Genomic DNA, 19,102 nt, shown 5'->3' with positions numbered 1-19,102 from the left:
AGCGGCGCCGACAGGAATCCCGACAAGCAGATGCCGCATCGCCCCGCTCTTCCAGCCTTTCCCGCTCTCACCGTCACGCGCCCGCTGACCGCCACGGCGCTCGCCGCCGCGCTTGCGATGTTCATCGCCGGTTGCGCGGTCGGCCCCGACTACCAGCGCCCCACGACGGCGGTCCCGGCCAGTTACAAGGAAGCGCCCGAAGGCTGGAAGGTCGCGCAGCCCGCCGACCAGACCGATCGCGGCACCTGGTGGACCATCTACAACGACGAACGCCTGAACGAACTCCAAGGGCGCCTGAATCAATCGAATCAGAGCATCGCACAGTTCGCGGCCGCGTACCGGCAGGCGCGCGCGCTCGTCGGCGAAGCGCGTGCGGCGTATTTCCCGACCATCGGTGCGTCGGCATCGGCTTCGCGTTCAGGAACGGGCGCGGGCAACCGGTCGACCAGCAGTTCGAGCCTCGGCCAGCAGGGTTCGGTGAACAACCAGTACAGCCTCTCGCTCGACGCGTCGTGGGAACCGGACCTGTGGGGCAGCGTGTCGCGCACGGTCACTGCCCAGAAGGCCGGGCAACAGGGCGCCGCAGCCGATCTCGCCAACGCGCGCCTGTCCGCGCAGGCCACGCTCGCGCAGACTTATTTCCAGTTGCGCTCGCTCGACGCGCAGCAGAAGCTCCTCGACGAAACCGTCGCGGCCTACGAGCAGTCGCTCAAGCTCACGCAGAATCAATACGCGCAAGGCATCGTCGCGCGCTCCGACGTGATTCAGGCGCAGACGCAACTGCAATCCGCGCAGGCTTCCGCCATCGATAACGGCGTCGCGCGCGCGCAGTTCGAGCACGCCATCGCGGTGCTCGTCGGCGAGCCGGCGTCAACCTTCTCCATTCCGCCGATACCGCTCGACGCCACGCCGCCCACCGTGCCGGTGCAAATGCCGTCCGCGATGCTCGAACGACGGCCGGATATCGCGTCGGCGGAGCGCAAGGCGGCGGCGGCGAACGAGCAGATCGGCATCGAAATGGCCGCGTATTTCCCGACGCTCACGCTTTCTGCGCAAGGCGGCTTCGAAAGCTCTGTGCTGTCGCAATTGCTGCGCGCGCCCTCGCGCTTCTGGACGCTCGGGCCGGACATCGCCGCGACCCTCTTCGATGGCGGCCTGCGGTCCGCGCGCACCGAAGCCGCGCGCGCAGTCTACGACCAGAATGTTGCGACGTATCGGCAGACGGTGCTGACCGCGTTTCAGGACGTCGAGGACAATCTCGCGTCGCTGCGCATTCTGGAGAAGGAAATCGTCGTGCAGCAACAGGCCGTCGAATCGGCGCAGCAGGCGCTCGCGATCATCAACAATCAATACAAGGCGGGAACGGTCGCGTTCATTAGCGTGCTCACCGCGCAGACCACCGCGTTCACCGCGCAGCAGAAGCTCGCGAATATCGCGGGGCAGCGCATGGTGTCGTCTGTGGGACTGGTGAAGGCGCTCGGCGGCGGCTGGGATGTGGCGCAGATGGATCGCGAGACGGGCGGCGTGGAAGCGCCCGCCCCTGCGGCACAAACCGCGAATCGCTGATTGGCTTCTAGCGCATGAAGGTCAGCGCGACCGTATCCGGATCCGTATGGCGGCCGAGCAGGTTCAGCAGACCCGCGAGGTTTTCGCGCTGATCCGGCGCGGCCGTCGCGGTGCCCTGGAACGACGTCGATTCCTGCGAGATCGCGCCGTTGCCGGTGAGCATGAGCGGCCCTTTGCTGGTCGAAAGATCGATCGTCGCGGATGCGCCCTGCGCCTGCAGCGCGACGCGGTACGAGCCGAGCGGCTTCACACGCGACACGCGCGAAGCCATGTCGTCGAGCGTGACGACCACTTGCCCGTAAGTGTTTCGGTTCAGCAAGCGGAAGTCGGTCCACGAAAGCCGCACGTTGCCGTCGAAATCCAGCGTGTTGAACGGCGCGCCAAGACCCGCGAGCAGCGTCGCGGGCACGGCGATCTGTCCCGCCGTGACGGTCGCGCCGCGCGTGTTGGCGTCGACGGTCACGGCGTCGGGCATCGCGTCGGTCTGACGCATCGTCATGTGCACGCGGCCGGTGAAGAGCGGCAGGAACGACGTCGTCCATTCGATGCGCCCCGGCAGAAGCGTCGCGCCCGCGCCGTCGGTGCCCGCGGCGAGCATCAGCGTGGCCGAGCCGCTCCACAGCGATCCCGCCGGATCGACCAGATTCACGTGGCCGCCCGTCGCCTTCGAGAACTGCGGCACGATCCACGCGGCGGGCATCATTGCGAGCAGCGTGCCGGCAACCGATATCACGATCACGAAAAGCGCCGGCAACGCGAGCCGGAAACGTCGCGTCCAGTAGCTCATTTCGCGCCGGCCGGTTGCAGCGATGCCGTCAGATCCACCTGACCGTCCGGCTTCAGCGCCGTGACGTGCGCCTCCGACACTTGCACCTTGAATTGCTTGCGCGCGTCGTCGAGCCACATCGTCCAGTTCGGAAACGACGCATTCTTCAACTGAATCTGCACCGCCGCGCCGATCACCTGAATCTGCGCCGGCTGCATGCCGTTGTCGGCGAGCGATTTCGCGAGCGCATCGCGCAACGCGCCGCCCGTCGGCATCACGCCTTCGGCGGCGGGCGCGAGCGAGCGCGCGTCGTTGGCCTGCGCGGTCATCGTCGCGAGCTGGCGCTGCATCGCGGGCAAGCTCTCGCGCAGACGCGCGCGGCCTTCGTATGCGGGCGCCCACAGCACGAGATACACGAGCACGAGCACGAGCGCGAGGCCGCCCCACATCAGCAGCGTCTTCTCGCGCGGCGTGCGCACTTCCCAGAATTCCGACAGTGAACGTGCGATTTCCGCTTTCATTGGCCGCTCCTGATCGTCCATTTGCCGGTGTTGGTATCGATCGAACCGTTCAGGCCGTTCGCCGCGAGGCGCTTGCCCAGATCGGGATCGACCTTCGTTTCCGGCTTGAAAGTCACTTCCAGATGACGATCCCGGTAATCGAGCCCCGCCACGCCGTTCACCGGCACGGGCCCGAGCGAGCGCGCGAGTCCGTCCGCGAGCGACAGAAAATCCGACGGCGACAGTTCGCCCGACGCCACGCGCAGGCGATCGAGATTGCGCGTCATCTGATCGGGCGCGTCGAGCACGACGGTCGTCTTCGGGAACGCGTTGAGCAGCAGCTCGGTTTCCTGCGCGGCGATCGCGTCGCGCTGACGCGCGAGTTGCAGCCACTGCACGTTGACGCCGATGATCGACACGATGATCGACGCCGCCACGAGCGCGATCGGCACGCGCAGGCGCCGCATCGTCGCGCGGTCGAGCCGCCACGGCTGCGCGGCGAATTCGAACTGGCACAGGTCGAAGCGGCTCGCGACGGCGTTGCGCGCGAGCGCCTCGAACGTGACCGGATGCGCGCCGGCGACCGCCGCCGCAGCGTTGCGCGAACCGGAAAGGCGCGGCTCGTCGCCGGGAAGATCGGCGAGCGCATAAAGTGTCGCGGGGTGATCGCCTGCGAGCGCGGCGAGTGTCGCGGGGATCGAATCGGCGGGCAGCGCGAGGCCTTCGCCCAGCGCCGCGCGTTCGCCGCGCGCAATCGCGATCTCGATGCGCGGCGCACCGAACGCGGCCGGCGACGGCGCGGCCAGCTCGCCGATCAGCGCGGGCGCCGTCGACACGACCTGACCGAGCAGACCGGCGACGAACGGTGTCGGCGGCGCTTCGATTTCCTTGCCCTCGGTGGCTTCCTCGACGGGCGCCGAGGCCGGAACCGGCAGGCAACGCATCGCGGGCACGGCCTTCACATTGCGATGCCCCGCGCCCGAAAACGCGCCCAGCACGAAGCGGAACCAGCCGCGATCGATGACGGCGACCACGCGCTTGCCATCGGCGAGTGCGACGGGATCGACGGCGATGTGGCACGTCTGCGGATCCTGAATCAGTTGATCCTCGACGACGTTCGGCAGCGCCTGCCGCAAGCGCGGGCCTTTTAGCGGCGGCACGGAAGCGGCGAGCAGGAGCGTGTCGCGCGCCGCGACGATCAGCACCGTCGCGCTCGCACGCGGCAAAAGCCCGAGCGCCGCGCGGCCGGCGCGTTGCGGCTCGCCGCGCTTGTCGAGCAGCAAAAACGGCAGATCGGGCAGGTGCCACTCTTCCGAGCGCACCGCCGGATCACGCGGCGGCAATAAAACGATCAGTGTGCTCAATGGCCACTTCCTCTCATCAATGACTGCGGCACGACTTCACAGCGCATCGCGCGTGTAGACAATGCGCGTCGTATGCGTCGTCGGATCGCGATACACGAGCGTCGTGCGCTCCAGTTGCGCGCGTTCATGTTCGACGCGCCCGTGGATCACGAAATACTTCGTGGTGACGTCCATCTCGTTCGGATCGACCGACACCGTCTTGATGCCCGCGCCGGTCAGCGCGAGCTGCACGTTGCCGATATCGTGGAAGAACACGGTTTCCCGGCGCGCGATGAACGCCTGTCCCTGCGACAGGTTCATGCCCGGCACCACGGCCGCCACCACTTCGGCGGGCGCGGTGTTCATGTTCACGGCGGTCGTCGTCGGCAGCACGGTGACGAACGGGCGCAGCTTCGCGACCGCTTCCTGCGAAAAGCCCGGCACGTCGAGCAGCGAATCGACGGTGATCATCTGCAAAGGCGCGACGGGCGCGTTGCTGTCCGCGTCCTTCAGGCCGGGATCGTCCGTGAAATTGCCGCCGCCCGTGCCGCCGCCCTGCGCGATCGCCGCGAGCGTCGTCGCTTCGTTGTTGGTGCCGGTCGCCGTGGTCGCGTTGTTGCCCGTCTGCGTCTGAAAGCGCGTCGCGGAGCGCGCGAGGCCCGCGCGCATTTGCAGCGCCACCGTCTTCGCGAGCGAGCCGTCGATACCGAGCATCGCCAGCAGTCGCTGGAACACCTGAATCTGCGCGACGTTGATGGTCAGCACGCCGGGCGTCGGCGTCGAGACCAGATTGCGCAGGTTGAACTTCGCCTGCGCGTCCTCGATCGAGCCGGACAGATACGTCGATGCGCCCTGCTGCGCGCGCACTTCGCCGATCTGCCCGAGAAAATCCGACAGCTTCGTCTTCGCGATCGGAACGCCCCACACGCCGCCGAGATACGTGACGGTCGGCGAGGTATCGGCTTCCGAGCGCAGGATGAGGCGCGTCCAGTCGAGCGCACTGCGCGAAATCCACTGCGCCTGCGCGAGCAGCCGCTGATTCTCGATACGGCGAATCTGCACCTGCTGACGCCACAACATGCCCGACACGAGAATGGCCGCGAGCGACACGACCAGAAGCGCGCTGATGATCGCGACGCCGCGCTGCTTGTTCGGGTTCGAAGCGCGCATGCTCATTCTCCGACCAGAAATACGCGCGTGAGCGGCGACGCCAGCGTGCGCGCGCCGACCGCGATCTGAATGCCCGACACCGCGCGCGCCAGCGGCGCGTTGCCGATCTGCGGCACTTTCAGGTTGTTGTCGTTCTGGTTGATCTGCGCGAGCACGTCGCTCATACGCGTCGTCCAGCCTTTTTCCGGGATGTAGACGCGCGTCGCGAGCGAGGCCACGCCGCCCATCAGCGGAATCGAGCTCCAGCCGTCGCCCGTATCGCCCGACGACAACGCGCGCCGCACTTCACCGACATTCGACAGCGGCGGCGACGCAAACCGCACGATGCGCCCGTTCGACAGCCGGTAGCGCACCACCTGAAGGCGCGGCGGCGCGCCCGGCGCGAACACGCCGCGCACGATCTGCAGCGAGCCGTTGCCGACCTGCACGGCGGGCTGGCCGGCTTCGTCGTCGGTGGCGGCCTGGCGCGCGTCGATACGCATCTGGTCGAACAATTGCGCGACGACGCGTTCGTCTTCCATCGCGTTTTCGATCGTCGCGCGGCCGCGGATCACCGAATCGAGCGCGCGCCACGACAGCACCGCGAGCACCGCGAGAATCGCGATGGCGATCAGCATTTCCAGCAGCGTGAAGCCGCGCTGCCGTCTGCCGCGCTCAGAGCGAGCGGTTCGTTTCATTTGCCACCACCGTGACCATTTGCGCCAGATTGCCGGAGCGGCCCGGCGTCGACACGAACATCTCGACGCGCCGGAAAATCGGATTCGGCGTCTGACTCACGCGCTGCGTGCAGACGAGCTTCAGATTGCCCTGCGAGCAGTCGAAGGTGCGCGAGCCGATCGGCGGAAACTGATGCGAGAGCCGCAGTTGCGCGAGTTCGTTGTCCGCGCTCCAGCCCGCAAGCAGCCGCCGATGCAGATCCGCTTCGCCCGTCGCGAGCGAGCCGACCGCGCGCACCGAGGCGGCGAGCGCCACCGCGATGATCGCCAGTGCGACGAGCACTTCGATCATCGTGAAGCCGCGTTGATATCGACGACGTTCGCGCATCATCGCACCTGATAGCGGCCGTTGCCGCTCCCGACAATCGTCACGCGGCCCACGGCCGAGAAGAGCGTGATTTCCATCGGCGCGTCGATGGCTTCGGTGCCGAACACGAGCCGGCTCACCGTTTTGTCCGAGTCGAGGAAGTGGATCGACACGCCGGTCACGCCGCCTTCCCAGCGCCGCTGGCGCAAAAGGTCGTCGCGCAGCGGGCGCCAGCCGTCTTCGGTGCGGATGTCGAAGCGAAAGCCGCCGTCGAGCGGCTGCCAGGAGATCGGCCGCGCGCGCACCTGAGCCTCGTCGCCCGCCGATTCGAACAGCAGCGCGAGACGCTGCGCTTCCTCGTTGAGATCGGTGCGCGGGTTGCGCGTCAGTTGCAGCGAAGCAAGCGACACCAGCAAACCCGCGATCACCAGCACGACGAGCATTTCGAGCAGCGTGAAGCCTGCCTGACGCCGCGCCGACGAATGCCCGTTCACGATCTATGCCGCGAGACTTACTGCCACGAGCCGACGTCGGCATCGTTGCCTTCGCCGCCGGCCTTGTTGTCCGCGCCGTAGCTGAAGACGTCGACTTCGCCGTGCACGCCCGGATTCAGATACTGATACTGGCCGCCCCACGGATCGGCCGGCAGGCGTTCGAGATAGCCGCCGTCCTTCCAGTTGTTCGGCACCGGCTCGGTGGACGGCTTTTCGACCAGCGCGCGCAGACCCTGCTCCTGCGTCGGATAACGGCCGTTATCGAGGCGATACAGCTTCATCGCCTGCATGATGGTGCCGATGTCCTGCTTCGCGGCCACGCGGCGCGCCTCGTCCGGGCGGCTCATGATCTTCGGCACGATCAGCGCGGCGAGAATGCCGAGAATCGCGATCACGACCATGATTTCGATCAGCGTGAAGCCGCGTTGCCGGCGTCCTTGCGCCTGAGCCTGTTGAATTCGCATGCGGCGTTGTGTCCACATTTGCATGACTGCTACCTCTTGAATTGAAAATATCGTTTCCGGGCGCCATGCCCGGTGATGATTGGAAAATCGCGGCTTGCCGTCTTCCGCAAGCCGCCGGTCATTCTATCGATCCGCTTTCGTCGCGTGATTTGTGCCCGAGCGAGGCATCGTGTCGCGCTCAGCGCACCCAGATCGTCGGCCCGGGCGGATTCTGCGGCAGGAAGATCTCCGATTTCACGCCATTGCGATCGATGATGATCGACCGCGCGCGCACTTCCGAGAGCTTCACGCCCTGCGTGAGCGGCCCGCCCAGCGACACGGCCTTCGCCGCTTCGCCGCCGTAGCTCACGATGGCCGCCGCGCCGCCCTGCAACGCGAGAATGCCGAACAGATGCACATCCGAATTGGCCTGACGCTCCAGCCGTCCGCCGAAAATGGTCGCGGCCTGTTCCACCGACGGCGCGCGCGTCGCGACCGCCGCGGGCGACGGTTTGGTATCGCGCACGGTCAGCGTCACGACCCAGTACGTCACCGTCACGCAAAAGAGCGCGAGCGCGGCGAGCGTCAGTAAGCGAGTTTGAAGGGCGTTCATCACTGCACCAGATTATTCAGTTCGATGATCGGCAACATCACCGCGAGCACGATCACCAGCACCACGCCGCCCATCGCGAGAATCAGCAGCGGTTCGAGCAGGCTCGTGAGGAACATCGTGCGCCGTTCGAGTTCGCGCGCTTCGCCTTCGGACGCGCGGTCGAGCATCGTGGTGACGTCGCCGGTCGCTTCGCCCGAGCGGATCAGGTGAACCAGCACGGGCGGAAACGTCTTCGTGTTGCCGAGCGCGCGCGACAGCGACGAGCCTTCGCGCACGCGCACGATGGCGTCGTCGACGTTTTCGCGCATCGCCGTGTTGCTGAGCGTTTCGCCGGCGGCCTGCAGCGCGCGCAGGATCGGCACGCCGGCGGCGGTGAGAATCGCGAGCGTGCTGGCGAAGCGCACCGTGTTATAGCCGCGCACCAGCTTGCCGACGAGCGGCGCGCCGAGCAGCCAGCGGTCGAACGACATGCGCGGCCCGGGCCGCGCGAGGATGCTCTTCACGAGCCACGCGAAAATCACGACGCCGATCAGCACCGCCCACCAGTAACTTCGGACGAACGACGAGAGCGCCATCATCATGACGGTCAGAAACGGCAGCGACTGCTTCGTGCTCGCGAACACGTTCACGACCTGCGGCACGACATAGCTCAGCAGGAACGTGACGATGCCGAACGCGATGATCGTCACGATCCCCGGATACGTGAACGCCAGAATGATCTTCTGCTTGAGCGCGTTACGCTGTTCGATGTAGTCCGCGAGACGCGACAGCACGAGGCCGAGCTTGCCGGTGTGCTCGCCCGCCGCGACGAGCGCGCGATAAATCTCCGGAAAGTCCTTCGGATGCTGCGCGAGCGCGTTGGCGAACGAATGGCCGCCGAGCACTTCGGCGCGGATCGCCGCCATGAGTTCGCGGATGTAATCGCGTTCGGACTGCTCGGTCAGCACGGCGAGCGTTTCGCCGAGCGGCAGACCCGCGATCAACAGACTCGCGAGCTGGCGCGTGAGAATTGCCTGTTCGCGCTGCGACAGACGCCGCCCGAGCGACAGCCGCTGCTGGCGCTCGCCGCGCGTGCGCGTGCCCGCCGCCTCGACGACGAGCGGCGTCAGCCCTTGCGTGCGCAACTGGCTGCGCGCGGCGCGGGCGCTGTCGGCATCGAGCACGCCTTTTTGCGTCTTGCCCGCGTGATCGATCGCTTCGAAACGAAAAGCCGGCATACCGTTACTCTCCGCCCGTCACGCGCAGCACTTCTTCCAGCGACGTCACGCCGGCGGCGAGCCAGCGGTCGCCGTCTTCGCGCAGCGTGCGCATGCCCTGCTTGCGGCCTGCATCGAGAATCTCGGCATCCGCCGCATTGCGATGGATGAGCGGGCGGATTTCGTCGTCGATCAGAAGCAGTTCGTAGACACCGCGACGTCCCACATAACCCGACTGGCCGCATCGCTCGCAGCCGACCGGATGGTAATGCTTCGTGCCGTCTTCCTCGACGCGCTCTTCCTTGCATGCCGGGCAGAGCTGGCGCACGAGCCGTTGCGCGAGCACGCCGAGCAGCGACGAAGCCAGCAGATACGGCTCGACGCCCATGTCGGTGAGACGCGTGACGGCGGAGGCGGCGTCGTTCGTGTGCAGCGTCGCGAGCACCAGGTGACCGGTGAGCGAAGCCTGCACCGCGATCTGCGCGGTTTCGAGATCGCGGATTTCACCGATCATGATGATGTCCGGATCCTGACGAAGAATCGAACGCAAGGCGCGCGCGAACGTCATGCCGATGCGCTCGTTCACCTGCGTCTGCCCGATGCCCGACAGGTCGTATTCGATCGGATCTTCCACCGTCATGATGTTGGTGGTCGTGGTTTCCAGCCGCGACATCGACGCATAGAGCGTGGTCGTCTTGCCGGAGCCGGTCGGGCCGGTCACGAGCACGATGCCGTGCGGCTTGCCGATCAGCTTGTCGAAGTTGACGAGCGTGTCGCGCGCCATGCCGAGCGTTTCGAGATTCAGGCGCTGCGCGTCTTTTTCCAAGAGACGCAGCACCGCGCGCTCGCCGTGGCCGGTCGGCAGCGTCGAGACGCGCACATCGACCGGACGTCCGCCCACGCGCAACGTGATGCGGCCGTCCTGCGGCAGACGTTTTTCCGCGATGTCGAGCTGCGCCATGATCTTGATACGCGAGATCAGCGCGCCGTGCAGCGCCTTCTTCGGACGCACGACGTCGCGCAACGTGCCATCGACACGAAAGCGCACCACCGACGCGTTTTCAAACGGCTCGATGTGAATATCCGACGCCTGCTCGCGCGCCGCCTGCGTAAGGAGCGCGTTGATCATGCGGATGATCGGTGCGTCGTCTTCCGATTCGAGCAAGTCCTCGACTTCGGGAATGTCCTGCATCAGACGCGAGAGATCGACTTCGCCTTCCACTTCGCCGACCACCTGCGCCGCGCTGCCGTCGTTGCGCGCGTACGCCGAATTGATCGCCGCGGCGAGTTCGTCGGCGGACTTGCGGACGATCGACAGCGCGCCGAAATTGCGCGCGACTTCCGCGAGCGCCGCGTCGGTCGTGCGCTCGCTGATCCATACTTCGATGCTGTCGGCGTGCTGGTGCGCGAGCAGAATCTGCCCGCTGCGCGCGAAGCCGTAAGGCACGAGCCGGGCCGCCAGCGGCGACGCCGCGCTGCTCGCGCTCTCGACTGCATCGTTGACCGTGCTCACGGCCGTACTCCCTGTTGACCGTTCGTCGCGGCGTTACCCGGCAGGGTATTGGTCGCCGCGTTGCCCGGCATCGCGTTGGTCGCGCCGTTCGCGGGAAGCGGATAGCTGCCCTGCGACGGCGGCGTCGGCTGCGGCGCGAGACCCGAATCGGGATTCTGCGGCAGCGTCGTGCTCGGGCCGGGGCCGCGCGTCGTGTTGCTCCAGTCCAGCAGATTCTGCGCCGGCGCGCCGCCGCCCTCGCTCGGACCGAGCGGCTTCGGCGGCATCACCGGCACATTCTGGTCCTTGATGAGACGGTTGTCCGTCGTCGAGCCGTATTGCTGCTGACGCAAATAGTCGTAGCGCGTGTTCGCGATCTGCGTGGAAGTTGCCTGATCGCGCACGATCACCGGGCGCAGGAACACCATGAGGTTGGTCTTCGTGCGCGTCTTGCTTTCGCTTCTGAACAGGCTGCCGATGAACGGAATGTCGCCGAGCAGCGGAATCTTGCTGTTGTTGTTGTTGTACTGATCCTGCATCAGGCCGCCGAGCACGACGATCTCGCCGTCATCCGCGAGGATGGTCGACTGCACCGAGCGCGTGTTGATCGTCACGCCGCCCGGATCGTTCTTCGTGGTGGTATCGACGCTCGAATCTTCCTGATAGATCTGCATCTTGAGCACGCCGCCGTCGGTGATCTGCGGCTTCACGTGCAGCGTCACGCCGACGTCGCGGCGGTCGAACGTGTTGAACGCGGTGACCGATGTCGCGGCGTTCGCGGTCGGCGTTGCGTACGAACCCGTCACGACCGGCACGTTCTGGCCGACGACGATCTTCGCTTCCTCGTTGTCGAGCGTGATGAGGTTAGGCGTCGAGAGGATGTTCGCATCCGCCGACGTCGACAGTGCCTGCAGCAGGCCGCCCAGTCCGAACAGGTTGCCGAAGCGGTGCAGCAGCCCGATGTTCACGCCCTGCGCGAGCAGGCCCGTCGCCGATGTGAGCGCCGACGGATTCTGCGCGATCGCGTTGCCCTGCAAGGTCAGATCGACGATGTTCGTGTTGCCCGAACCGAAGCTCGTACTGCCGTAGAGCGCGTTGTTGCCGCTATTGGAAAGCAGCGCACCCTGCCACTGAATGCCGAGGTTCGCGCCCGAAGTCGCGGAAAGTTCGACGATCAGCGCCTCGATGTAGACCTGCGCGCGGCGCGCGTCGAGCTGGTCGATCACGGCGCGCAAGTTCCGGTAGACCGGGTCCGCCGCGGTGATGATCAGCGAGTTCGTCGCGGAATCGGCCTGGATCATGCCGCCGCCCTGGTCGTTGCCGGAATCGCTGTCCTTGTTCGACGAGAAGCCGGAGTCGCGGTTGCCGGTGCCGCCCGACATCGGATTGTTGCTGCTGCCCGAGCTGCCGCCGAGGCCGGAAGGCAGCGGCGGCGTGCCGGACGTGCCGGTGGACATCGACGAACTGCCGAGGCCGTTGCCGCTCTGGCCGAACGAATTCGAGTTCGAGCTGGAACTCGTGTTGTCCGAATTGCCGTTGCCCTTGCCGAGCATCGCGCGCAGCGTCTTGGCGAGGCGCGTCGCGTCGGCGTTGCGCAGCGCCACGACGTGCATGTTGCCCGGCTGCGACGTCGGCGAATCGAGCTTCTGCGCCAGTTGCTTCGCCGCGGCGAGGCGCGCGCTGCTGGACGCGCGGAACATCAGCGAGTTGGTGCGCGCGTCGGGCGTGACGGTGACTTTGAGCGTGGCGTCGGTGCTGCCGATCGCGCCGGGATCGAGCAGCTTGTTCATCTGCTCGGCGACGTCGATGGCGTTCGCGTTCTTCAGCGTGAGGACGTCGACGGAGCGGCCCGCCGCCGTATCGACGCCCGCGATGATGCCCGCGATGCGGCGCACGTTGTCGGCGTAATCGGTGACGACGAGCGTGTTGTTCGCCGGATAGGCAGCGATCGTGTTGTTCGGCGAGATCAGCGGGCGCAGCACCGGCAAAAGATTGTTCGCCGATTCGTTACGCAACTGAAAGACCTGCGTGATCACCTGATCGCCGCGCGCGGCCGGCGCATTGCCGACATACGTGGGCACGCCCTGCAGCTTGGCGTCGGCTTCGGGCACGACTTTCAGGACGCCGTGATCCTGCACGAGCGCAAAGCCCTGCATGCGCAGCGACGACTGGAGCGTCTTCAGCGCCTGATCTTCCGGAACCGAATTTTCAGAAACCAGGTTGAGTTGCCCCTTCACGCGGGGATCGACGATGATCGTTTTGCCGGTAGCGGCGCCGATCGCTTTCGCGACCTGGTCGATGTCCGCATTGACGAAATTCAACGTCACTTGCGCGTGCGCGGCTTGCGCGACGATAAGTCCCGCCGCCAGCAGTGCCGTCGCGATACGACGCAGTGCCATAGGTTGTCTTCTCATGAATGTGATGTCAGAGCCGGGTCTCTGGGGAGCCGGCTAAGGCAGCACCGCTCCTCAGCCGGGAGCGCTGCCAATCGCGGGTGGGACGGAATGGTTCCGGCCTCTCGCGATCATTTCAAAAAATGCGACGATAACAGCTTAATGTAACGAAATTGTGCCAAATCGTTCCGGATCGGCTGCATTTTCGTTACCGTCCAGCGCTCTCAAGCTTTCGAATAACTTGCCGATAGACCGTACTTGGAGCGATTCCAAAGGTCGGCCGATGCACGCGGGAGCCGAATTGTACCCCGTCTAGAAGTCTTATTATTCATACATTTAGAACACGTCCTGGCGGCGATCGGGCGAAGTCGCGTGCATGCGGCTTTCCGGCGGTCAACGGGGCGTATGTCTGATAGCCAACTTATGGTCTGAATCGTCAGCCGGTATGATACGGTCGGTTCCGCATTCCGGGCGGTCGTGAAATGGGCGGGTTTTCCCCATGCAGTCCGGCCGCGGGCGTTGCTTTGTTGGCGTTGGCGCCAAGGCGCCGCAACGGCGGCATGACGTTCCGCGTGGGCGGATGGAGTTGAACGAAGATGAAGAGAACACTGCGACTACTTGCGCTATGCGTGCCGCTCACGGCGGCTGCCTCGGCACACGCAGACTGCTTCGACGAAGCAGCGAAGTACCAGAAGGTCAATCCGCTCATCCTGCGCGCAATCGCATGGCAGGAATCGCACAACAAGCCCGACGCCATCAACAAGAACGCCAACGGCTCGACCGACTATGGGCTGATGCAGATCAACTCCATCCATCTGAACACGCTCGCCCAGTACGGCATTTCCAGCGGCACGCTGATGGAGCCATGCAAGAGCGTGTATGTCGCCGCGTGGCATCTGCGCCAGAAAATGAACAAGTATGGCAATTCGTGGCAGGCGGTCGGTGCTTACCATTCCGAAACACCCGCGCTGCGCGACAAGTATTCGTCGCAGATCATCGAGATCCTGCGCCGCTGGAAGCTGCTCCAGGCCACGCGCTGATCTTCGGCGCGCCGCGTCCGGTGCGCATTTGATGCAAAATCCCCTATTCGATCGCCTGCGCGGCCGAACGGCAACGCGCGCTCCCTTCCCCGTCACGCTCCACTGCGATGAATCAGACGCCATTGCCCATTACCGTGCTTTCGGGATTCACCGGCGCGGGTAAGACCACACTCGTCGATGCCTTGCTCGCCAACGCCGAAGGAATACGCATCGGCGCCGTGACATGCGCCAAGGCTGCGTCCGGCGCGGATCGCGAGACCACCGAACTGCCCAACGGCTGCCTCGTGCTGACGCTCGGCGACCGCTCGATGGAAGCGCTCGAAAGCGCGATCGCGTGGATCGCGGAGCAGCAGCGCTTCGATGCGATCGTCGTTGAAACGCCGGGCGTCGCTCATCCGATGACGATCGCCGAGCATCTCGCGTTCGGCGACGACGACGACGCGACGCTCGCGGGCCGCGCGCATCTCGACACGTTCGTCACCGTGATCGATGCCGCGAGCTTCCTGCGCGACTACGCGTCTTCGGATTCGCTCGCCGAGCGCGGACTCTCGCAAGAAGGCGACGAAGACGAAGATGAAGACGATAAAACGGTCGTCGAAACGCTCGTCGAGCAGATCGAATTCTGCGATGTCGTCGTCATCGACAAGATCGATCTCGCCAGCGCCGGCGACGTCGAAAGGATCGCGCGAATCCTGCACGGTCTCAATCCGCGCGCGCTGCAAGTGCGGGCGCAATCTGGCGATGTGCGTCCCGGCGACGTGCTCGACACCGGCCGCTTCGACTTCGATGCAACCGCGAGCGCGCCCGCCTGGCTCGCGATTCTCAACGGCGAGCATGCGGAAAACGACGAAGCCGATGCCTCCGGCGTCGGCCATTTCGTGTATCGCGCGCGCCGTCCGTTTCATCCGGAACGCCTCTGGAATCTGCTGCATCAGGAATGGCCCGGCGTGTTGCGCGCGAAGGGCTTCTTCTGGCTCGCGACGCGCAGCGATGTCGGCGGCTCGCTGTCGCAGGCGGGCGGCACGGTCCGGCATGGTCCGGCGGGGCTGTGGTGGGCCGCGCAGGATCGCAGCGAATGGCCGACCGACGACCCCGAGCTCGAAGCGGAGATCGTCGCGGAATGGTATGGCGATCCGGATGACAACAGCATCGGCGATCGCCGGCAGGAACTGGTGCTGATCGGCGAGGATCTCGATCGCGGCGCATGGCAGACGAAGTTCGACGCATGCCTTCTAACCGACGACGAATGGGCACTCGGCCCCGATGGCTGGCAACGTTTCGCCGATCCGTTCCCCGCGTGGGAAATCGACGAACACGATCATGATCACGACCACGACCATGGTTCCGATTGCGATTGCGAGGATCATCAGCATTGAAGGCCGGCAGACGAAACGCGGCCGAAAAAAAACCCGCCAAAGGCGGGTTATGCATTACTGGCTACTTCGAGTAGCCGCACAATCGGCAAGAAGCTTACCGCTTGTTCACTGCGTCCTTGAATGCCTTGCCAGCCGTAAACTTGACCGTCTTTGCGGCCGGAATCTTGATGGACTCGCCGGTTTTCGGATTGCGGCCGGTGCGCGCTGCGCGCTTTCCCGAGCCGAAGCTGCCGAAGCCGATCAACTGCACTGCGTCACCTTTCGAGACAGCCTTCTTGATCACTTCGAGCAACGTGTCCAGCGTTTCGCCGGTTTGAGCCTTGCTGGCGCCGGTCTGAGCGGCTACGGCGTCGATCAATTCCTGTTTGTTCATTAAGGTTCCTTTATCAGTTTAGGTTGACACGAACAGCGCGAACGCGCCGATTATACGTGCGCAAGCCGTGCAGTCGAGTAGGGGCGGCCTTCTGGCGTGCCTGCCCGACGAATCGGCGTTCTCACGCGCCATCTCACCGGCATTGCTTCACTTCGTCGCCTTCACGCCGCCTCTATACGCGGCGCTTGGTATGATAGCGCAGCGCAAACCCAATCAGGATAAGGGTTTCAAAGATTTACCCTTATATTTTTTGGGCTCCCGGCGGTTTTTTTGGCGCAGAACAACTGGGTCCGATCCATGCTACGCGAGCTGATCATCGAATACGGCCTGCCGTTGGTTTTTGCCAACGTTCTGCTCGAATGCCTCGGTTTGCCGCTCCCAGCCTTGCCCACATTGGTTTTGACGGGTGCCATCACCGTCTCCGCGAGCTTCGCTTCGGGGGCCGTTTCGGGCTTCCCGGCGGCTGCATGGGGGCCGCTCGCGGCGATCGTCGTCACGGCGAGCATCGCCGCGCTTCTCGGCGACACGCTCTGGTTCTGGCTCGGACGCCGCTACGGCAGCCGCGTGCTGGCCTTCATGTGCAAGGTCTCGATCTCGCGCGATACCTGCGTGAACCGCAGCCTCGACTTCTTCGGGCGCTTCGGCGTGCGCATCCTCGCGTTATCGAAATTCATTCCCGGCCTGTCGACGCTCGCCATTCCCGTCGCGGGCGCGACCGGCATCGGCTTCGGCAGCTTCCTCTTCTATGACGCGCTCGGCGCGTTGCTGTGGTCGGGTATCGGCGTCGCGTTCGGCGCGATGTTCGCCGATCTCGTCGATCGCATGCTCGCCTGGCTCGACCTCTTCGGACGCGGCGTGATCGCGCTCGCGGTCATCGCGCTCGCGCTCTATCTCGCCGTGCGCTGGTGGCAGCGCGTGTCGCTGTTGCGTCGGCTGCGCATGGCGCGCATCGATATCGCGATGCTGCGCGCGTTGCTCGATGGCGAGCCGCCGCCGCTCGTCATCGACGTGCGCCGCCGCGAACGACGCGCGATGGACCCGTTCGCCATTCCCGGCGCGCTGCTCCTGCACGACGACGCCGCGTCGCAACTCGCCGGCATCGCCCGCGACCGCAAGCTCGTGACGTACTGCGACTGCCCGAGCGAAGTGTCCGCCGCGCTCGCCGCGAAGGACCTGGTCGCGCATGGCTTCACCGATGTCGCGCCGTTGCTCGGCGGCCTCGCGGCATGGCGCGCGGCGGGCTACGCGCTCGAGCCGCTGATGATCGAAGACGCCGTGAACGGCGCCGCGCCGGTCATCGCCAAGTCGTCTTCCGCTTGATGTCTCTCTTTGTCGCATGACCGAATCCCTGCTTTTCACGCCGCACGATCTCCCCGCGCGCTGGCGGCGCACGCGCGTCTTCACTTTCGTCGATACGACGTTCAGCGCTTTTCTCCCGCTCTGGCAGCGCTGGCGCGACGACGAAGCACGTTGCGACCGGCTGCATGTCGTGGCCGTTGCAACGCTGAACGCGCTGAACGATCCGCCTTCGACCGATGACGCATCGCCGCTCGCGGCCGAACTCGCGCGCGCGTGGCCGATGCGCGTGCCGGGCGTGCATCGGCTGGAGTTCGACGAAGGACGCGTGGTGCTGACGCTCGCCATCGGCGACGACGCCGAAGCACTGCTGTCGAAACTCTGGCTGCGCGCCGATGCGTTTCAACTGCACGCGACCGACGATCCGCGCAAGCTGTGCAAATCGCTCGCGCGTTTTGCCGGCGACGGCGCGACAGTTTGCGCGAACGCTTCCGGTCCGCTTCCGATGCCGTTGCGCCGCGCGCTGGAATCGTCGGGCTTCGAGTGTCTGCCGGCGGCGACGGACACGCGGCTCGTCGCGCGCTTCGCGCCGCGCTGGCGCGTGCGCCGCCACGAACCGCCGCTGCCGTGCGCGACGAGCACGCGTGAGGCCATCGTCATCGGCGCGGGACTCGCGGGCTGCGCGGTGAGTTCGCGGCTCGCCGATCGCGGCTGGCGCGTCACGCTGATCGATCGCCACGCGTTGCCCGCGCGCGATGCATCCGGCAATCCGGCGGGCGTGTTCCATCCGATCGTCTGGCGCGACGACAGCGTCGCCGCACGCCTCACGCGCGCGGGCTTTCTCTATGCATTGCGCCGATGGCAGGCGCTCGAAGACGCGCATCACGACCTGCGGCGCAGCGACGCGGGCCTGCTTCAGATCGCCGATACGCCCGAAGACGCCGATGCGCTCGCCGCGGCCATCGCGCGTTTCGCGTATCCATCCGAGTACGTGCAGCCGATGACGCGCGCCGATGCGTCGCACATGGCGGGCGTCGATGTCGCGCGCGGCGGATGGTTCTTTCCGCGCGGCGGTGCGATCTCGCCCGCAGCCGTTTGCGCGGCGCAACTCGCCGACGGCGCGGCCCGGATCACGCCGCGCATGAATACCGAAGTGACACGCATCGCGCACGATGGCCGCATCTGGACAGCGTTCGATTCGAACGGCGGCGAGATCGCGCGCGCGCCGGTGATGGTGCTCGCGAATGCGCACGACGCCGCGCGGCTCACCGGTCTCTACGGCACGCCGACGCGCAGCGTGCGCGGCCAGCTCACCGTGCTCGAATCGTCCGCGCTGGATGCCTTGCGCGCGCCGGTCGTCGGCGAAGGTTACGCGGTGCCGCTTGGCGCGGACGGCGCGCTCATCGGCGCGACCTATGACATCGACGATCCCGGCCGCGACATCCGCGAAGCGGGGCATCGGGAGAACATCGGGCGCGTCGCGGGCATGCTGCCGGAACTCGCGCACTCGCCGATGCACATTCGTGCGGGCCGCGTCGCGTTCCGCTGCGTGACGAGCGATCGCATGCCGATGATCGGCCAGTTCGCCGACGAAAGCGCCGCGCGCCGCGATGCGCGTCAGCTTGCGGGCGCGTGGCCGCTCGATCTTCCGCGCATGTCCGGTCTCTACGGCGCGTTTGCGTTCGGCTCGCGCGGACTCGTCTGGGCGACGCTCGCGGCCGAACTGATCGCATCGCAGATCGAAGGTGAACCGTGGGTCATCGAACGCGAACTCGCCGACGCCATCGATCCCGCCCGATTCTTGCTCAAGGCGCTCCGGCACGGAGAAATCGACGCAGCGTAGTTGTCCCCGGCATGCTGTGGATAAGCCGTCGAATTGCCGGTGAAAGTCGTGTGAACGCCGTGTGCACGTAAACGGGACAACTGCCACGCCGCGTTTACTCACTCGAAAGTTGTTCCGGGTTGGCCGCGTCGCGCCAACATGTTTACCGCCCGCTTCTGCTTAATCCAAATGATTG

At 65.8% G+C, this 19,102-nt stretch carries 18 protein-coding genes; 5 read left to right on the top strand and 13 right to left on the bottom strand.

Annotated elements, in window-relative coordinates:
- The first annotated feature begins 30 nt into the window (after window positions 1-30).
- Window positions 31-1,566 (top strand): efflux transporter outer membrane subunit, encoded by a 1,536-nt coding sequence (locus tag NOV72_RS07555; RefSeq protein ID WP_106853962.1) that lies wholly within the window; start codon window positions 31-33, stop codon window positions 1,564-1,566.
- A 7-nt stretch (window positions 1,567-1,573) separates the two neighbouring features.
- On the opposite strand, the gene NOV72_RS07550 is transcribed toward NOV72_RS07555, so the two are convergent.
- The 12 genes from NOV72_RS07550 to gspD all read right to left on the bottom strand — a co-directional run bounded on the left by NOV72_RS07550 (window position 1,574) and on the right by gspD (window position 13,005).
- Entirely contained in the window at window positions 1,574-2,353 is a 780-nt protein-coding gene (locus NOV72_RS07550) for a type II secretion system protein N (protein WP_106853961.1), read from the bottom strand.
- A complete protein-coding gene (gene gspM / locus NOV72_RS07545) occupies window positions 2,350-2,853 on the bottom strand; it encodes a type II secretion system protein GspM (protein ID WP_106854060.1) in 504 nt (167 codons plus the stop codon). Before gspM ends, NOV72_RS07550 begins: the two co-directional genes overlap by 4 nt.
- Window positions 2,850-4,196 carry a type II secretion system protein GspL gene (gspL, locus tag NOV72_RS07540; RefSeq protein ID WP_106853960.1) on the bottom strand — a complete coding sequence of 449 codons (1,347 nt, stop codon included), beginning with the start codon at window positions 4,194-4,196 and terminating at the stop codon, window positions 2,850-2,852. Before gspL ends, gspM begins: the two co-directional genes overlap by 4 nt.
- A 36-nt stretch (window positions 4,197-4,232) precedes the next feature.
- The gene (gene gspK, locus NOV72_RS07535) at window positions 4,233-5,351 is read right to left on the bottom strand and encodes a type II secretion system minor pseudopilin GspK (RefSeq protein ID WP_106853959.1); all 1,119 of its coding nucleotides are present in this window, start codon (window positions 5,349-5,351) and stop codon (window positions 4,233-4,235) included.
- Window positions 5,348-6,022 (bottom strand): PulJ/GspJ family protein, encoded by a 675-nt coding sequence (locus NOV72_RS07530; protein WP_106853958.1) that lies wholly within the window; start codon window positions 6,020-6,022, stop codon window positions 5,348-5,350. Before NOV72_RS07530 ends, gspK begins: the two co-directional genes overlap by 4 nt.
- Window positions 6,000-6,392: a type II secretion system minor pseudopilin GspI gene (gene gspI / locus NOV72_RS07525; protein WP_106853957.1), complete on the bottom strand. Its 393-nt coding sequence runs from the start codon at window positions 6,390-6,392 to the stop codon at window positions 6,000-6,002. The genes NOV72_RS07530 and gspI overlap by 23 nt, the downstream gene beginning before the upstream one ends.
- Window positions 6,389-6,862, bottom strand: coding sequence for a GspH/FimT family pseudopilin (locus tag NOV72_RS07520; protein WP_106853956.1), 474 nt, complete (start codon window positions 6,860-6,862; stop codon window positions 6,389-6,391). The genes gspI and NOV72_RS07520 overlap by 4 nt, the downstream gene beginning before the upstream one ends.
- A 17-nt stretch (window positions 6,863-6,879) precedes the next feature.
- Window positions 6,880-7,350: a type II secretion system major pseudopilin GspG gene (gene gspG, locus NOV72_RS07515; protein WP_106853955.1), complete on the bottom strand. Its 471-nt coding sequence runs from the start codon at window positions 7,348-7,350 to the stop codon at window positions 6,880-6,882.
- 154 nt (window positions 7,351-7,504) lie between these two features.
- The gene (locus NOV72_RS07510) at window positions 7,505-7,918 is read right to left on the bottom strand and encodes a general secretion pathway protein GspC (protein ID WP_106853954.1); all 414 of its coding nucleotides are present in this window, start codon (window positions 7,916-7,918) and stop codon (window positions 7,505-7,507) included.
- Window positions 7,918-9,135 carry a type II secretion system inner membrane protein GspF gene (gene gspF, locus NOV72_RS07505; protein WP_106853953.1) on the bottom strand — a complete coding sequence of 406 codons (1,218 nt, stop codon included), beginning with the start codon at window positions 9,133-9,135 and terminating at the stop codon, window positions 7,918-7,920. Before gspF ends, NOV72_RS07510 begins: the two co-directional genes overlap by 1 nt.
- Window positions 9,136-9,139: 4 nt before the next feature.
- Window positions 9,140-10,627 carry a type II secretion system ATPase GspE gene (gspE, locus tag NOV72_RS07500; protein WP_106853952.1) on the bottom strand — a complete coding sequence of 496 codons (1,488 nt, stop codon included), beginning with the start codon at window positions 10,625-10,627 and terminating at the stop codon, window positions 9,140-9,142.
- Complete coding sequence (gene gspD, locus NOV72_RS07495) at window positions 10,624-13,005, bottom strand: type II secretion system secretin GspD (RefSeq protein WP_106853951.1); 2,382 nt, start codon at window positions 13,003-13,005, stop codon at window positions 10,624-10,626. The genes gspE and gspD overlap by 4 nt, the downstream gene beginning before the upstream one ends.
- Window positions 13,006-13,595: 590 nt before the next feature.
- Here gspD and NOV72_RS07490 point away from each other — a divergent pair.
- Both NOV72_RS07490 and NOV72_RS07485 read left to right on the top strand, forming a co-directional pair.
- Window positions 13,596-14,039 carry a lytic transglycosylase domain-containing protein gene (locus NOV72_RS07490; RefSeq protein WP_106853950.1) on the top strand — a complete coding sequence of 148 codons (444 nt, stop codon included), beginning with the start codon at window positions 13,596-13,598 and terminating at the stop codon, window positions 14,037-14,039.
- A gap of 107 nt (window positions 14,040-14,146) precedes the next feature.
- Complete coding sequence (locus NOV72_RS07485) at window positions 14,147-15,415, top strand: GTP-binding protein (protein ID WP_106853949.1); 1,269 nt, start codon at window positions 14,147-14,149, stop codon at window positions 15,413-15,415.
- 94 nt (window positions 15,416-15,509) lie between these two features.
- Here NOV72_RS07485 and NOV72_RS07480 read toward each other — a convergent pair whose 3' ends face one another.
- Window positions 15,510-15,788: an HU family DNA-binding protein gene (locus tag NOV72_RS07480; protein WP_008352404.1), complete on the bottom strand. Its 279-nt coding sequence runs from the start codon at window positions 15,786-15,788 to the stop codon at window positions 15,510-15,512.
- Window positions 15,789-16,085: 297 nt separating this feature from the next.
- Here NOV72_RS07480 and NOV72_RS07475 point away from each other — a divergent pair, with 297 nt between their 5' ends.
- On the top strand, window positions 16,086-17,108 hold the full coding sequence (locus tag NOV72_RS07475) for a VTT domain-containing protein (protein WP_106853948.1): 1,023 nt from the start codon (window positions 16,086-16,088) through the stop codon (window positions 17,106-17,108).
- A gap of 16 nt (window positions 17,109-17,124) precedes the next feature.
- A complete protein-coding gene (gene mnmC1 / locus NOV72_RS07470) occupies window positions 17,125-18,927 on the top strand; it encodes an FAD-dependent 5-carboxymethylaminomethyl-2-thiouridine(34) oxidoreductase MnmC1 (protein ID WP_106853947.1) in 1,803 nt (600 codons plus the stop codon).
- Window positions 18,928-19,102: the final 175 nt, after the last annotated feature.

It is taken from the genome of Caballeronia novacaledonica, assembly GCF_900258035.1.
Taxonomy (GTDB): domain Bacteria; phylum Pseudomonadota; class Gammaproteobacteria; order Burkholderiales; family Burkholderiaceae; genus Caballeronia; species Caballeronia novacaledonica.
The sequence above is the reverse complement of the archived record's forward strand: the minus strand, read 5'-3'. Positions and strand labels throughout refer to the sequence as shown.

Coding starts and splice junctions, on each gene's coding strand:
- NOV72_RS07555 (WP_106853962.1), top strand. CDS start 31: ATGCCGCATCGCCCCGCTCTTCCAGCCTTTCCCGCTCTCACCGTCACG.
- NOV72_RS07550 (WP_106853961.1), bottom strand. CDS start 2,353: ATGAGCTACTGGACGCGACGTTTCCGGCTCGCGTTGCCGGCGCTTTTC.
- gspM (WP_106854060.1), bottom strand. CDS start 2,853: ATGAAAGCGGAAATCGCACGTTCACTGTCGGAATTCTGGGAAGTGCGC.
- gspK (WP_106853959.1), bottom strand. CDS start 5,351: ATGAGCATGCGCGCTTCGAACCCGAACAAGCAGCGCGGCGTCGCGATC.
- NOV72_RS07530 (WP_106853958.1), bottom strand. CDS start 6,022: ATGAAACGAACCGCTCGCTCTGAGCGCGGCAGACGGCAGCGCGGCTTC.
- gspI (WP_106853957.1), bottom strand. CDS start 6,392: ATGATGCGCGAACGTCGTCGATATCAACGCGGCTTCACGATGATCGAA.
- gspG (WP_106853955.1), bottom strand. CDS start 7,350: ATGCAAATGTGGACACAACGCCGCATGCGAATTCAACAGGCTCAGGCG.
- NOV72_RS07510 (WP_106853954.1), bottom strand. CDS start 7,918: ATGAACGCCCTTCAAACTCGCTTACTGACGCTCGCCGCGCTCGCGCTC.
- gspF (WP_106853953.1), bottom strand. CDS start 9,135: ATGCCGGCTTTTCGTTTCGAAGCGATCGATCACGCGGGCAAGACGCAA.
- gspD (WP_106853951.1), bottom strand. CDS start 13,005: ATGGCACTGCGTCGTATCGCGACGGCACTGCTGGCGGCGGGACTTATC.
- NOV72_RS07490 (WP_106853950.1), top strand. CDS start 13,596: ATGAAGAGAACACTGCGACTACTTGCGCTATGCGTGCCGCTCACGGCG.
- NOV72_RS07485 (WP_106853949.1), top strand. CDS start 14,147: ATGAATCAGACGCCATTGCCCATTACCGTGCTTTCGGGATTCACCGGC.
- NOV72_RS07480 (WP_008352404.1), bottom strand. CDS start 15,788: ATGAACAAACAGGAATTGATCGACGCCGTAGCCGCTCAGACCGGCGCC.
- NOV72_RS07475 (WP_106853948.1), top strand. CDS start 16,086: ATGCTACGCGAGCTGATCATCGAATACGGCCTGCCGTTGGTTTTTGCC.
- mnmC1 (WP_106853947.1), top strand. CDS start 17,125: ATGACCGAATCCCTGCTTTTCACGCCGCACGATCTCCCCGCGCGCTGG.